The 14172-nt window shown below is 62.8% G+C and carries 14 protein-coding genes and 1 pseudogene; 9 read left to right on the top strand and 6 right to left on the bottom strand.

From position 1 onward, the window contains the following. Nucleotides 1–301 precede the first annotated feature (301 nt). Complete coding sequence (locus FHS03_RS17330; RefSeq protein WP_050409542.1) at nucleotides 302–1078, bottom strand: enoyl-CoA hydratase; 777 nt, start codon at nucleotides 1076–1078, stop codon at nucleotides 302–304. A gap of 78 nt (nucleotides 1079–1156) precedes the next feature. On the opposite strand from FHS03_RS17330, the gene FHS03_RS17325 reads away from it, so the two are divergent. Further along, nucleotides 1157–2428 carry an MFS transporter gene (locus FHS03_RS17325; RefSeq protein WP_229426259.1) on the top strand — a complete coding sequence of 424 codons (1272 nt, stop codon included), beginning with the start codon at nucleotides 1157–1159 and terminating at the stop codon, nucleotides 2426–2428. A gap of 42 nt (nucleotides 2429–2470) precedes the next feature. Further along, a complete protein-coding gene (locus tag FHS03_RS17320) occupies nucleotides 2471–2908 on the top strand; it encodes a universal stress protein (RefSeq protein ID WP_050409544.1) in 438 nt (145 codons plus the stop codon). Between the two features lie 23 nt (nucleotides 2909–2931). Here the strand turns inward: FHS03_RS17320 and mltA are convergent, their stop codons facing one another. After that, nucleotides 2932–4170 (bottom strand): murein transglycosylase A, encoded by a 1239-nt coding sequence (gene mltA / locus FHS03_RS17315; RefSeq protein WP_183442189.1) that lies wholly within the window; start codon nucleotides 4168–4170, stop codon nucleotides 2932–2934. An 11-nt stretch (nucleotides 4171–4181) separates the two neighbouring features. Here mltA and FHS03_RS17310 point away from each other — a divergent pair, with 11 nt between their 5' ends. Further along, complete coding sequence (locus FHS03_RS17310) at nucleotides 4182–4319, top strand: hypothetical protein (protein ID WP_176349935.1); 138 nt, start codon at nucleotides 4182–4184, stop codon at nucleotides 4317–4319. A gap of 64 nt (nucleotides 4320–4383) precedes the next feature. On the opposite strand, the gene apaG is transcribed toward FHS03_RS17310, so the two are convergent. Beyond that, complete coding sequence (gene apaG, locus FHS03_RS17305) at nucleotides 4384–4758, bottom strand: Co2+/Mg2+ efflux facilitator ApaG/CorD (protein WP_183442187.1); 375 nt, start codon at nucleotides 4756–4758, stop codon at nucleotides 4384–4386. A gap of 186 nt (nucleotides 4759–4944) precedes the next feature. Here apaG and rpe point away from each other — a divergent pair, with 186 nt between their 5' ends. From rpe to trpC, 6 genes and pseudogenes are all read left to right on the top strand, one after another. After that, nucleotides 4945–5610: a ribulose-phosphate 3-epimerase gene (gene rpe / locus FHS03_RS17300; RefSeq protein ID WP_183442185.1), complete on the top strand. Its 666-nt coding sequence runs from the start codon at nucleotides 4945–4947 to the stop codon at nucleotides 5608–5610. A 2-nt stretch (nucleotides 5611–5612) separates the two neighbouring features. After that, a complete protein-coding gene (locus tag FHS03_RS17295) occupies nucleotides 5613–6317 on the top strand; it encodes a phosphoglycolate phosphatase (protein ID WP_183442184.1) in 705 nt (234 codons plus the stop codon). A 193-nt stretch (nucleotides 6318–6510) separates the two neighbouring features. Then, nucleotides 6511–7923: pseudogene (locus tag FHS03_RS17290) on the top strand (anthranilate synthase component I family protein); the annotation flags it as partial. A 97-nt stretch (nucleotides 7924–8020) separates the two neighbouring features. Continuing rightward, nucleotides 8021–8584: an aminodeoxychorismate/anthranilate synthase component II gene (locus FHS03_RS17285; RefSeq protein WP_176349939.1), complete on the top strand. Its 564-nt coding sequence runs from the start codon at nucleotides 8021–8023 to the stop codon at nucleotides 8582–8584. 69 nt (nucleotides 8585–8653) lie between these two features. Beyond that, nucleotides 8654–9691: an anthranilate phosphoribosyltransferase gene (gene trpD / locus FHS03_RS17280; protein ID WP_183442180.1), complete on the top strand. Its 1038-nt coding sequence runs from the start codon at nucleotides 8654–8656 to the stop codon at nucleotides 9689–9691. Nucleotides 9692–9753: 62 nt separating this feature from the next. Next, on the top strand, nucleotides 9754–10554 hold the full coding sequence (gene trpC, locus FHS03_RS17275) for an indole-3-glycerol phosphate synthase TrpC (RefSeq protein ID WP_183442178.1): 801 nt from the start codon (nucleotides 9754–9756) through the stop codon (nucleotides 10552–10554). Between the two features lie 15 nt (nucleotides 10555–10569). On the opposite strand, the gene FHS03_RS17270 is transcribed toward trpC, so the two are convergent. Genes FHS03_RS17270 through FHS03_RS17260 form a run of 3 tightly spaced genes read right to left on the bottom strand, consistent with a single transcriptional unit; the run spans nucleotide 10570 to nucleotide 14162 of the window. Next, entirely contained in the window at nucleotides 10570–11721 is a 1152-nt protein-coding gene (locus FHS03_RS17270) for a GGDEF domain-containing protein (RefSeq protein ID WP_183442177.1), read from the bottom strand. A 42-nt stretch (nucleotides 11722–11763) separates the two neighbouring features. Beyond that, the gene (locus tag FHS03_RS17265) at nucleotides 11764–13593 is read right to left on the bottom strand and encodes a M61 family metallopeptidase (RefSeq protein ID WP_183442175.1); all 1830 of its coding nucleotides are present in this window, start codon (nucleotides 13591–13593) and stop codon (nucleotides 11764–11766) included. Next, nucleotides 13590–14162: a nucleotidyltransferase family protein gene (locus FHS03_RS17260; protein WP_183442174.1), complete on the bottom strand. Its 573-nt coding sequence runs from the start codon at nucleotides 14160–14162 to the stop codon at nucleotides 13590–13592. The genes FHS03_RS17265 and FHS03_RS17260 overlap by 4 nt, the downstream gene beginning before the upstream one ends. Nucleotides 14163–14172 lie beyond the last annotated feature (10 nt).

Genomic DNA, 14172 nt, shown 5'->3' with positions numbered 1-14172 from the left:
GTCACTCACTCAAAATACTGACGATCCCTTCTTGCGAAGGTCACGTTTAATATATTTGCATGAGCGTTTGAATCTATTATTTGAGCTTCAGGACCGAAGTCCCGGGCACATCATCAAACGCCCACACTTATCGACTGTTAATTTTTAAAGATCCTGATCGCTGCATTTATCGACAAAGCGTTGTGTTTGTCAGCAGCAGAGAAGCGAGATTATCTAGTGTTTCGTGCGATTCGTCAAGCTTCTTTTCTTTCCCTGTCGCTTCGTGATTTGCATCAACCGTCGCGGCAGGGGCAGAACTATATCAAAGGCCGTCGAACTTTGGCAAGCGTTTTTCCAGGAAGGCGTGCATGCCTTCGCGCTGGGCCGGCGTGCCGAAGGCGGCGTGGAACAGGCGGCGCTCGTAATTCACGCCTTCGGTCAGAGTGGTTTCGAAGGCGCGGTTCACGGCATCCTTGATCATCATGGCGACTGACAAGGGCATGGCGGCAATGGTATTGGCCGCAGCCAGGGTCTCTTCGATCAGTTTGTCGGCAGGCACAATACGCGAGACCAGGCCAATGCGCTCAGCTTCGGCGGCATCGATGGTGCGGGCGGTCAGCAGCATGTCCATGGCCTTGGCTTTGCCGATGGTGCGCGGCAGGCGCTGGGTGCCGCCGGCGCCGGGCGTGACGCCGACCTTGATTTCGGGCTGGCCGAATTTGGCGCTGTCGGCCGCGATCAGGAAGTCGCACATCATGGCCAGCTCGCAGCCGCCGCCTAATACATAGCCGGCCACCGCGCCCACCACGGGCTTGCGCACTTTGAGGATATGCTCCCAGTTGCGGGTGATGTAGTTGTCGCGGTAGGTGTCCTGGTATGTATAGTCGGCCATGGCGGCGATGTCGGCGCCGGCGGCAAACGCCTTTTCACTGCCGGTCAGGACGATGCAGCCGATATTCGGGTCGGCATCGAACTTGGCGAAGGCATCGCCCAGCTCATTCATCATGCGGTCGTTCAGCGCATTCAGCGCCTTGGGACGGTTCAGGCGGATCAGGGCCACTTTGTCGTGCACTTCAACGATCAGGTCTTCGTATTGCATCGATGTATCTCCTCCAGAGTGAAAGGTGTGCGGCGATTGTAGCCTTTTCATCCGCCGCGCTGGTATATTCAAGCTTCAATGTTTACGGTCTTTCGCTCCTACCTCGCCGAACAGCTTAGCAAGGACGCCCTGCTGCGCAGCGCCGATTTCCGCCGCTACTGGATCAGCAGCATCCTGAATGGCTTCGGCGGCCAGATCAGCGCCCTCGCCCTGCCCCTGTGCTCCGTACTGCTGCTGCACGCGTCGCCGGCGCAGATGGGCATGATGACCGCGGCGCAAGCCATTCCCTTCGCCTTGTTCGCCCTGCCCGCCGGCGTCTGGCTGGACCGGCGCGCCAAGTTGCCCATTCTTTTGGCAAGCAAGATCGTGCAGGCACTCACTCTGGCGAGCGTACCGCTGGGCTGGTGGTTGGGCATGCTGTCGATGCCCTGGATGTATACCGTGGCCTTCATCATGGGTATGTGCTCCCTGGTGGGTGGCGGCGCCGAACAGATCTTCCTCACCTTTATGGTGGGCCGCGAAGGGTTGATCGACGCGCAGTCCAAATTCGCCGCCACCGATTCCGCTTCGCGTCTGATTGCACCTGGCATGGCCGGGATACTGATCCAATGGCTGAGCGCCCCCTTCGCCATCCTGGTCAATGCCGCCACCTTCCTGTGTTCGGTGCAGCTGATGCGCAAGGTCAGCGTGCGCGATCCGGTGCCGCCGCCCTCCGACAAGCACCCGCTACGCGATATCCGCGATGGCCTGGCGTATATATGGCAGCAGCCGCTGCTGCGCGCGCTGGCCTGGTCGGCCGCAGCCTGGCATCTGCTGTTCTATGGCTACTCGGCCCTGGTGCTGCTGTTCGCGACGCGCGAACTGGGCATGTCGCCGGGCGTACTGGGGACGGCGCAGATGCTGGGCGGGATCGGTGTTTTTGTCAGCTCGCTGCTGCTGAAGCCTCTCAACCGGCGCTATGGACAGGGTGTGACGATTCTGCTGGGCGTAGGCGCGACCGCCATGGGCTTTGTGCTGATGCCGGCCATTCCGGCCACGCTGTTCGGCAGCGCGACGGCCAGCGCTGTGGCGTATGCGGCCCTGGTCTTCTTCTTCGACTGCGGCGTGATGCTCTACTTTGTCCCCTATATGGCGCTGCGCCAGAAAGCCACACCCGACGAGTTTTTGGGCCGCATGATCTCGACCATGCGCTTCCTGACCATCGCCACCGCGCCGCTGGGCGCCTTGGCCGCCGGCTACGTGGCCGACCACTTCAGCATCCGCACCGGCCTAGCCTGCGTGGCGGCGGGCGGCGTGGCGCTGACGGCGGCGATGCTGCTGTCGCGCCCCATCCGAAGCGTGCGCCCCTGAGCCAACAAGGGTTCTACACTGACCTCTATATAGGAGGTTGCCATGTACAAGAGTATTTTGCTGCCGACCGACGGCTCCGAGCTGTCGCACAAAGCGACCGAAACCGCCATCCAGTTCGCCAAATTAAATGGCGCGCGGCTGGTGACGATTTCAGTGGCCCAGCCCTTTCCCTTCGTGCCGATGGGCGATGGCGTGATTGTTCCCGACGCCACTGTATTCGAACGTCAGATGGACGCGGCGGCCCGCGCCAGCGTGGAGCGGGTCGCCCTTGCCGCCAAGGAGGCGGGCGTGCCTTGCGAAGGCGTGGTGGCGGTATCGCCCACGCCCTACGATGAAATCGTGACAGCGGCCGAAAAATTCGGCTGCGACATCATCCTCATGGCCTCGCACGGGCGGCGCGGCCTGAACAAGCTTTTCCTCGGCAGCGAGACGCAGAAGGTGCTCGCCCACACCACGCTGCCGGTATTGGTGCTACGCTAAGTGGCTCCGCACGCAGCGCCAGTTCAGCGCTGCAGTCGCGGCAGCAGCACCCAGACATTGCCCGACTGCTTCATGCGACCAGCGTTTTCCGCCGCTTCCGGGCCGAAGCCAAAGAAGTAGTCGACGCGGATGGCGCCTTTGATGGCGCCGCCGGTGTCCTGCGCCATCACCAGCCTTTGCAGCGGCACTTCGCTGTTCGGTTGAGTGGTCGCGATGAACAGTGGCGCGCCCAGCGGCAGTTGCGCAGCGTCGACGGCGACGGAACGCTGCGGCGTCAGCGGCACGCCGAGCGAACCTTTCGGACCCACTTTTGGGTCCGGCAACTTCTCTTCGCGGAAGAAGATATAGCTCGGGTTGGCGTTGAACAGTTCCTGCTGGCGCGTCGGATGGCCGGCAATCCACGCTTTGATGCCCTGGGCCGAGGCTTGGTCGGCCGTCAGCTCCCCCTTCTCCACCAGGTATTTGCCGATGGACTTATACGGGTGGCCATTCTGGTCGGCATAGGCGACGCGCACGGTTTCCTGGGTATCGCCGAGCTGGACGCGGCCCGAGCCTTGTACTTGCAGGAAGAAGGCTTCCACCGCATCGTCCACCCACATCAATTCCTTGCCCTTGAAGTCGGCCTTCTCGATTTCGGCGCGGGTCGCATATGGCACCACTTTCTTGCCTTGCAGGCGGCCGCGCAAACGCATGCCTTTCAGTTGCGGATAAATGCTGGCCAGTTCCACCGTCACTAGGTCATCCGGCGCTTTATACAGGGGCGTCTGGAATGGGCCGCCGCGCTTGCGCGAACCTTGCAGCAGCGGTTCGTAATAGCCTGTGACCAGGCCACTATTGGCGCCATCGGCCGCCACCACCTGGTGCGGCTGCAGGAAGGATTCGAAGAACAGGCGGATCGCCTTTTCGTCATTGCCGTTCACGCCGCGCGCGATGGTGCACGGCTCCTTCCAGTCGGCCTGCTTGGCCAGCACGCCGCAGGAAGACATGAAGGCGGGCCATGCGGCGCGCACGTCGTCGCGCGTCCAGCCCGGCAGGGAGGAGAAGCGCACCGGCACGAATTCAGTCTTGGCCGGACGCGCCGGCGCGGCTGGCGCGGGCTGCACCGGCGCCGGCTGGACGGGCGGCGTGGCCGGCTGCGCGGGCGCGGGCTTGACCGGTTGGACTGGCGGCGGCGTGGTGCCGCAGGCGCTCAGGAGCAAGGCCAGGGCGGTAGCGGCGACGGGGGCGGGAGAAACGAGTAGACTACGGCGTGCGAATAACATGGGGATTATCTATGTGGTATCTAATGATTGAAGCGCTGGTGGCCCTCTTCCTGCTGGTCTTTATCGTCTGGTGGACGCTGCCGAGCAAGAAGAAAACTCCGCCGGTCAAGGCTCTGCCGGAAAAGAAGGACGACCAAGGCGTCGAGTAAAACAGGCAGCCCGCAGGCTGCGGCACGCCCACCACCGGCGTGCCAGGGATGCCGCTCCTGCCGCTCAGTGCAAGGTGCGCGGCAGGGACAGAACGAATTCCGGAATCTTGGCTTCGAACTGGTGGCCGTCTTCGGCCACGCAGAAGTATTCGCCTACCATCGATCCTTGCGGCGTGGCGAGCTGGGTGCCGCTGGTGTATTCAAACGTTTCACCGGGCTGCAGCAGCGGCTGATGGCCGACCACGCCGAGGCCGCGCACTTCTTCCTTACGGTTGCTGGCATCGGTGATGACCCAATGGCGCGAGATCAGCTGCGCGGCCACGGTGCCCGTGTTCTGGATCGTGATCGAATAGGTGAACACGAAATTGGTGCGTTCAGGATCGGACTGTTCCGGCAGATACTGGGTTCTGACCGCAACGGTGAATTCATACTGGGGCATCGAGTTTCCTTGATTGGGCGGCAAACATGCCTCGAGTGTAATTATGGCGTTTTCATATCGCGTGTCCCACATTGCACCGCAAATCCGGCGCGGGCGCAAGGTGTGTCCCCCTTAAATGTGTCGCCGCGGCTGCGGGATGAGTCACGGCAGCGTAAAATAGCGCATCTTTTTAAGGCAAGCCCCACCATGACTACTTTCCGCATCGCTCCCAGCATCCTGTCCGCCGACTTCGCCCGCCTGGGCGAGGAAGTGCGCAATGTCGTCGCCGCCGGCGCCGACATCATCCACTTCGACGTGATGGACAATCACTATGTGCCCAACCTGACGGTCGGTCCACTGGTGTGCCAGGCCATCCGTCCGCACGTACAAGTGCCGATCGATGTGCATCTGATGGTCAAGCCGGTCGACCGCATCATCCCCGATTTCGCCAAGGCAGGCGCCAACATCATCACCTTCCACCCGGAAGCCTCGGACCATATCGACCGCACCCTGCAACTGATCCGCGACAACGGCTGCAAGGCCGGCCTGGTGTTCAACCCCGCCACGCCGCTGCACCACCTGGAACACGTGATGGACAAGATCGACATGATCCTGATCATGTCGGTCAACCCCGGCTTCGGCGGCCAGTCCTTCATCCCGCAGGCATTGAAGAAGATCGCCCTGGCGCGCCAGATGATCAATGAATCCGGCCGCGACATCCTGCTGGAAGTGGACGGCGGCATCAAGGTCGACAATATCGCCGCCGCCGCGGCAGCGGGCGCCGACACCTTCGTGGCCGGTTCCGCCATCTTCGGCCAGCCGGACTACAAGGCCGTGATCGACGCCATGCGCGTCCAACTGGCGACGGTGTAAGCATGACGGCGGCGTCTGTGCTTCGCGGCGTGCGCGCCGCCATCATCGATCTGGACGGCACGATGCTCGACACCGTGCCGGACTTCCACGTCGCCATCAACCGCATGCGCGCCGATCTGAATCTGGCGCCCATCAGCGCCGAGCGCATTCAGATCATGGTCGGCAAGGGTTCGGAAAACCTGATCCGCAGCGTGCTCGCGCTAGACCACGAAGCCGATGGCGTGGAACGCCATTTCCCCGCCGCGATGGACGCCTATCAGCGCCACTACCTCGACATCAACGGCAACCACAGCACCTTGTATCCGGACGTGATGGCCGGCCTGCAGGCATTCAAGGATGCGGGACTGCGTCTGGCCTGCGTCACCAACAAGCCAATCGCCTTTGCGCGCCCGCTGCTGGCGCAAAAAAAATTGGATGGCTATTTCGAGATTGTGTATGGCGGCGATTCGCTGCCGAAGAAAAAACCGGACCCGCTGCCGCTGCTGCAGGTCTGCCACGATTTCGGGCTGGAGCCGGCGCAGGTAGTGGCCATCGGCGACTCTTCGAACGACGCCGAAGCCGCGCGCGCGGCCGGCTGTCCAGTGCTCACCGTGCCATATGGATATAACCACGGAGAGTGTATACACAAAATCAATTCTGATGGTATAGTTGCCTCGCTGCTCCAAGCGGCCCAATTAATTAGCTTGCAAAACCCAATCGCAAACTGACCTTTCTAAAGACGATGTTTCTCAACAAAAGACACAATGTCACCCACCGCGGCTCGATTGAGGCCTGGCTGTGGCGACGCTGGCAATCGTTGGCTAACTAAGCCGTATTGATTGCTGCCGTTGCGTTCCTACGCGTTCGCTCCCGGCAGGTTTTTTGAACCTCACCGCCACCACCACATCCAAAGCTGGCGGAATGGAGAGAAGCATGACCGAACTCGAATTCAAATCGCTGGCCAAGGAAGGCTATAACCGTATTCCTCTGATCGCGGAAGCTTTCGCCGATCTCGAAACGCCCCTGACCCTGTACCTCAAACTGGCCCAGATCCAGAACAACGGCAAGAACACCTTCCTACTAGAATCGGTAGTGGGCGGCGAACGCTTCGGCCGTTATTCCTTCATCGGCCTGCCCGCCAGCACGGTGCTGCGCACCACCGGCAGCCGCACCGAGGTCGTCAAACACGGCGAAGTGATCGAGACGCATGAAGGCAATCCGCTGGAATTCATCGAGTCCTTCCAGGCCCGCTTCAAAGTCGCCCTGCGTCCCGGCATGCCGCGCTTCTGCGGCGGCCTGGCCGGCTACTTCGGCTACGACACCGTGCGCCATATCGAGAAGAAGCTGGCGCACACCCAGCCGAAGGATGATCTGGGCCTGCCCGACATCCAGCTGATGGTGACGGAAGAGCTGGCGGTGATCGACAACCTGTCCGGCAAACTGTATCTGATCGTGTATGCCGACACGGCGCAGCCGGAGTCCTTCTCCAAAGCGCGCCAGCGCCTGAAAGACTTGCGCGCCCTGCTGCGGCGCGGCGTCGACACGCCGCTCACCTCGGCCTCGGTGCGCACGGAGATCATCCGCGACTTCAAGAAGGAAGACTATCTGGCCGCTGTCGCCAAGGCCCACGAATACGTGATGGCGGGCGACCTGATGCAAGTGCAGATCGGCCAGCGCATCCGCAAGCCTTATGTGGATTCGCCACTGAGCCTGTACCGCGCCTTGCGCTCGCTCAATCCTTCGCCGTATATGTACTTCTACAATTTCGGCGATATGCAGATCGTGGGCGCATCGCCGGAAATCCTGGTGCGCAACGAGACCCTGCCGGACGGCGAGAAAAAAGTTACGCTGCGCCCGATCGCCGGCACCCGCCCGCGCGGCGCCACGCCGGAGCACGACGCCGAACTGGCCGAAGAGCTGCTGGCCGATCCGAAGGAAATCGCCGAACACGTGATGCTGATCGACCTGGCGCGCAATGACCTGGGCCGCATCTCGGACATCGGCACGGTGAAGGTCACCGACCGCCTAGTGATCGAAAAATACTCGCATGTGCAGCACATCGTCTCGAATGTGGAAGGCAAGCTGAAAGCGGGCATGTCCAATCTGGACGTCCTGCGCGCCACCTTCCCGGCCGGCACCCTGACCGGCGCGCCGAAAGTACGCGCCATGGAAGTGATCGACGAGCTGGAAATTTCCAAGCGCGGCATCTATGGCGGCGCCTGCGGTTATCTCTCCTTTGGCGGCGAGATGGACGTGGCCATCGCCATCCGTACCGGCGTGATCAAGAACGGCATGCTGCATGTGCAAGCCGCCGCCGGCATCGTGGCCGACTCAATACCGGAGATGGAATGGCAGGAAACCGAAAATAAGGCGCGCGCCGTACTGCGCGCCGCCGAACAAGTGCAAGATGGCCTGGATGGAGGGTTCTAACATGCTGCTGATGATCGACAACTACGACTCCTTCACCTACAACATCGTGCAGTATTTCGGCGAACTGGGCGAAGACGTGCGCACCTTCCGCAACGATGAAATCACCATCGCGGAAATCGAAGCGCTCAATCCCGACCGCATCTGCATTTCGCCCGGCCCGAAAGCGCCGGCGCAGGCGGGCATTTCCGTCGAGGTGCTCAAGCACTTCGCGGGCAAGAAACCTATCCTCGGCGTTTGCCTTGGCCATCAGGCCATCGGCGAAGCCTTTGGCGGAAACGTCATCCGCGCCAAGCAGGTCATGCATGGCAAAACTTCCTTCATCGCGCATACGGGTGTTGGCGTATTCAAAAATCTGCCTAGCCCCTTCACAGTCATCCGTTACCACTCGCTGGCTATCGAGCGCGCCTCCCTGCCATCCTGCCTGGAAGTGACGGCATGGACCGACGACGGCGAAATCATGGGCGTGCGCCACAAGGAATTCGATATCGAGGGTGTGCAGTTCCACCCCGAGTCGATCCTGTCGGAACACGGCCACGCGCTGTTGAAGAATTTCCTCGAACGCTGATTGCTACGGGACGCCGCGCGTCCCGCACCACCGTTTTGCGACGCTATTCATTCTATTGAAGGAATTGTCATGCCAATTAGCCATCAAGAAGCCCTGCTGCGCTGTATCGAGCACCGTGAAATCTTCCACGACGAGATGCTGCATCTGTTCCGCCAGATCATGTCCGGCGAAATGTCGCCCGTGATGATCGCCGCCCTGACCATGGGGCTGCGCGTGAAGAAGGAAACCATCGGCGAAATCACCGCCGCCGCGCAGGTCATGCGCGAATTCTCGACCAAAGTGCCGATGGCCGACGCCACCAACCTGCTCGACATCGTCGGCACGGGCGGCGACGGCGCGCACACCTTCAATATCTCGACCGCTTCCATGTTCGTGGCCGCCGCCGCCGGCGCGCGCGTGGCCAAGCACGGCGGACGCAGCGTGTCCTCCGCCTCCGGCAGCGCCGACCTGATCGAATCGCTGGGCGCGAATATCGATCTCAAGCCGGAGCAGATCGCGCAGTCGATTGCGCAGAGCGGCATCGGCTTCATGTTCGCGCCGAACCACCACGCGGCCATGAAGCATGCCGCGCCGGTACGGCGCGAGCTGGGCGTGCGCACCATCTTCAATATTCTGGGACCGCTGACCAATCCGGCCGGCGCGCCGAATATCCTGATGGGCGTGTTCCACCAGGATCTGGTCGGCATCCAGGTGCGCGTGCTGCAGCGCCTGGGCGCGCAACACGCCATCGTGGTGTATGGCCGCGACAATATGGATGAAGTGTCGCTGGGCGCGGGCACCCTGGTAGGCGAACTGGTGAACGGCGAGATCCGCGAATACGAAATCCATCCGGAAGACTTCGGCCTGAAGATGACGGCCAGCCGCAACCTGAAGGTGGCCAATGCGGCGGAATCGAAAACCAAGGTGCTGGAAGCGCTGCAAGGCGTGCCGGGACCGGCCAGCGATATCGTGGCGCTCAACGCCGGCACGGCGCTGTACGCGGCCGGCGTCGCCAGCTCGATCGAAGACGGCTTGCAGCGCGCCCGCCAGGCGGTATCTTCCGGCGCGGCGATGGCGAAGCTGAAGCAGTTCGTGGAAGTGACGCAGGCGCTGGGCGCGGGAAATTAAGCGCTGCGCCCCTCCCCCCGCATTGCACGCCTGACCTTCTGAACAACATTGAGAGCAACAGCATGTCCGACATCCTGAACAAAATCCTGGCCGTGAAGGCCGACGAGGTGGCTGCGGCCAAAAAGCACCGCAGCCTGGAAAGCCTGCGCCGCGAAGTGGAAACCGACAAGGAGGCGCGCGCCGCCATCCGCGGTTTTGAAGCGAGCCTGCGCAAGCGGATCGATGCCGGCGCGGCTGGCGTGATCGCCGAAGTGAAAAAGGCCTCGCCCTCGAAAGGCGTGCTGCGCGCCGACTTCCGTCCGGCCGACATCGCGGCCAGCTATGCCGGCAATGGCGCGGCCTGCCTGTCGGTGCTGACCGACGAGCAGTTCTTCCAGGGCGCCACGGAGTATCTGCAACAGGCGCGCGCCGCCTGCGCCATTCCCGTGCTGCGCAAGGACTTCATGGTTGATATGTACCAGATCTATGAGGCGCGGGCCATGGGCGCGGACTGCATCCTGCTGATCGTGGCGGCGCTGGACCATGGCCTGATGGCCGAAATGGAAGCCTGCTCGCACGAATTGGGCATGGACGTGCTGATCGAATCGCATGACGGCGACGAGCTGGCCGCCGCGCTCAAGCTGAATAGCCGCCTGATCGGCATCAACAACCGCAATCTGCGCACTTTCGAAACCTCGCTCGACACCACGCTCGGCCTGCTGCCGCGCATTCCGAAAGAGCGCCTGGTGATTACCGAGTCGGGCATCCTGAATGGCGACGATGTGAAACGCATGCGTGACGCCGACGTGCACTCCTTCCTGGTGGGCGAAGCCTTCATGCGCGCCGCCGATCCGGGCGCCGAACTCAGCCGCCTGTTTGCCTGATCCCGCGTGGCCTGCTCAGGCCACGCTGCACCACTCCATCGAGCAGGGATCGTCGTCCAGTTCGACGCGGTTCCTGCCGTTCGCCTTGGCGCGATACAGGGCCACATCGGCCCGCGCCAGCAGATTGTCCAGCGATTCATGCGAGGAGTATTGGCAGGCGATGCCGATGCTGGCCGTATATGCCGGCAGGTGCGCGCCGCGCAGTTCGCGCAGCATGTTCTGAATGCGCTCGGCGGCACCGGCCGCCGCCTTCAGCGTGGAGTCAGGCAGCAGCACCACGAATTCCTCGCCGCCGAAACGCGCCACGTAATCGCATTCGCGCACCGCGTAGCGGATGGCACCCGCCGCGTGCACCAGCACCTGGTCGCCCGTCGAGTGGCCATAGCGGTCGTTGATTTTCTTGAAGTGGTCGAGATCGATGTGCATCAGCGCCAGCGGACGGCCTTCGCGGCGCAGCAAGGCCAGTTGCGCGTCATAGCAGGCGCCAAAACCGCGCCGGTTCAGCACATTGGTCAGCGGATCATGGGTGGAGCGGCGCTCCAGCACGGTCTGCAGGCGCCGCATCGCCATCATCAGGAAGCCCACCGCCAGCAGCAGCGACATCATATTGGCTACGGCCAGGTAGACCGTGGCCAGTGCGCTGCCTCTTTGCAGATCCACTGTGGACAGATCGGCGGTCAGCGCCATCACGCCGCGCGCCAGCACCGGCAAGGCTTGCAACGCCAGCAGGCCGGTGAAGAAATAACTGGAGAAGTGGCGCGCGCCATAGCGCAGCACGGCCACAATCTGCACCGCGTAAAAGGAAAAGGCGACCACTGAGAACACGGCAATGCGCAAGGGGAAGCTGGAAATGGCGGCGAACCAGCAGAGCAGCGATGCGCCGCCCGCCCAGCCGGCATGGAACAGCAGCCAGGAAGGACGGCGCCCCAGCAGCATCTGCGTGCCGAGCATGGTACGGCCCAGTCCCCACAGCACCACGCCGTTGGCGATCGGCACGATCACCGGATCGGGCAGGATGCCGTACAGCTTATACAGCCAGATGCTGGGCGCCAGCGCCAGCAGGCCGGCCGCCCACTGGTCCAGGCCTTGCACCTCGCGGCCTGCGCTGCGATGCACGGAATACAGCACCACGCTCATGACCGCGCACATCAGCGTGGTCATGATCATGATGGTTCTTACGTCGAGCGAGGCAAACATGCGCCAGCGGACTTACACTGCCGTCGGACGCTTTGGTCCCGCGCCTTTCTTTTTGGCTTCATCCACCGCAATGCTCACGCCTGGCGCGCGGTCGCCTTCGAGCTGCGCGCTGAACGTCATCAGCTCGTCGCGGCGGAAGGCATGGATCTCCACCGTATCGCCAACCTTGTAGCGCGCCAGCAGGCCTTCCAGATTGGATGGGCTGCCGGTCACGCGCAGGCCGTCCACCGCCACCAGCAGGTCGCCGGCCGACAGGCCGGCGCGGTGCGCCGCGCCGCCTTCATGCACGCTGGCCAGCTTGCAGTCAGTGCCGTCACGGCCAATGTTCACGTCCAGGCTAGGCTTGGTGCGCTTGCGCTCATCGCTGTATTTGACGCCGAACGGCGCCAGCAGCTTGGCCAGCGGCAGGTCTTCGGTGCCGCGGATATAGCGCTCGAAGAAGGACTTCAGCTTCATGCCGCTGATTTCGTCGACCAAGGCTTCCACTTCAGCCGGGGTCACGCCGCGCGCGCCGCCCCGGTAGAAGTCGCGGCCATAGCGCTGCCACAGGGCCAGCATGATATCGTCCAGCGAGCGCTTGCCCGCGGTCTTGGCGCGGATGGTCAGGTCCAGGGCCAAGCCGATCAGTGAACCCTTGGTGTAGTAGCTGACGATGGCGTTCGGCGCGTTCTCGTCCTGGCGGTAGTACTTGCCCCAGGCGTCGAAGCTGGAGTCGGCCACGCTTTGCTTGGTGCGGCCGGCGCCGCGCAGCACGCCGTTGACGGTTTTGCCGAGCAGCTTGTAGTAGGCCGCTTCGCTCATCAGGCCGGCGCGCACCAGCAGCAGGTCGTCGTAATAGCTGGTGAAGCCTTCGAAGAGCCACAGCAGCGGGGTGTAGTTCTCCACCTGCAGGTCGTAAGGCGCGAACACGGCTGGCTTGATGCGCTTGACGTTCCAGGTGTGGAAGTACTCGTGGCTGCACAGGCCGAGGAACTTCATATAGCCCTCGCTCGGTTCCTTGTTCTGCTGTGCGGTGGTGGGCAGGTCGGCGCGGGAGCAGACCAGGGCGGTGGAGGCGCGGTGTTCCAGGCCGCCGTAGCCATCGCCCAGGACCATGGTCATGAAGACGTAGCGATCCATCGGCGCCTTCTTTGTTTTCGGCTCGAAGAAGGCGATCTGGGTTTCGCAGATCGCTTTCAGGTCGGCGCACAGGCGGGCCAGGTCAAGATTCGGCACGCGGCCGGTGAAAACGATATCGTGCGGGATACCGTGTGCCTTGAAGCTGGCCAGGGCAAAATCGCCCATTTCGACCGGGCTGTCCACCAGCTCATCGTAATTGACGGCGGTATACGTGCCAAAGCCGTAGCGCTTGGCCTTGAGTTCCTTCAGCGAAGTCGCCACGCGCCAGGTGCGCGCCGCTTCATCGGCGGGACGCTGGATATCGACCACATGCTCCGCCTCTTCCTGGCCCAGCACCCGCAGGAAAACGCTGGTGCCGTTGAAGAAACCGTGGCTGCGGTCGAGGTGAGCGGCGCGCACCGACAGGTCCCAGGCATAGACTTCGTAATGCACAACCAGTTTGCCCTTGACCGGGGCGGCTTGCCAGGAATGCTTATCCAGCTTGGTCAAGGCCACGGCCTCGCCATTCGATTCGGCGCTGATCCGCACGATATTGCGCGAGAATTCGCGGATCATATAGCTGCCCGGAATCCAGGCCGGCAGGGCCAGAATCTGGCCATCCACGGCCGGCGCATCGACGGTCAGCGTGACCTGGTACAGGTGGGCGGGCAGGTCCTTGCCGACGATGGCGTAGGTGATGCCGGATTTTTTCTGGACGGTTTTCTTTTGCGTGGTCTTGATCATAGTAGGTCGGATGGGGTGTCGATATCCAGCAGTATGCCGGAATCTTCCACCACCACTTCATTGACAGGAAAATTCTTGACGATGGCGCGCGCTCCCTGGTCGCCTTCCAGCGCCAGCAGCAGCGACAGATGGCGGCGGCCGAAAGCAACGGGATTGCCGCGCCGGCCCTGATAGATGGGGGCGGCGATGTCGGCGCCCTCTTCCACCGCCCGCGCCAGCGCGGCCATGGTGGACGGCTGCACATAAGGCATATCGCCCAGCGCCAGCAGCCAGCCGGACGCCTGCGGCGCTTGGCGCAAGCCATGCACCAGCGAAGCAGCCATGCCCTGCGCCGCCTGCGGGCAGACGCTCACTTCGCAGCCCAGCTTGCGCAGCAGCGTCGCGCTTTCTTCGTCGACGGGCCGCACCACCGCGACCACGCGCGGCAATGCGGCCAGCAGCCGGCGCGCGCTGGCTTCCAGCACAGAGGCGGCATCATTGGGCAGGGCTTGCAGCAGCTTGTTGCGCGCGCCAGCCGGGTCGAAGCGGCTGCCTCGCCCGGCCGCCAGCAGAATGCCGACGATGCTCACGCCGCTGCCG

Source organism: Pseudoduganella violacea (genome assembly GCF_014191875.1).
GTDB lineage: Bacteria > Pseudomonadota > Gammaproteobacteria > Burkholderiales > Burkholderiaceae_D > Rugamonas > Rugamonas violacea_A.
Note: the sequence above shows the minus strand (reverse complement) of the source record. Positions and strands in the feature narration are given on the sequence as shown.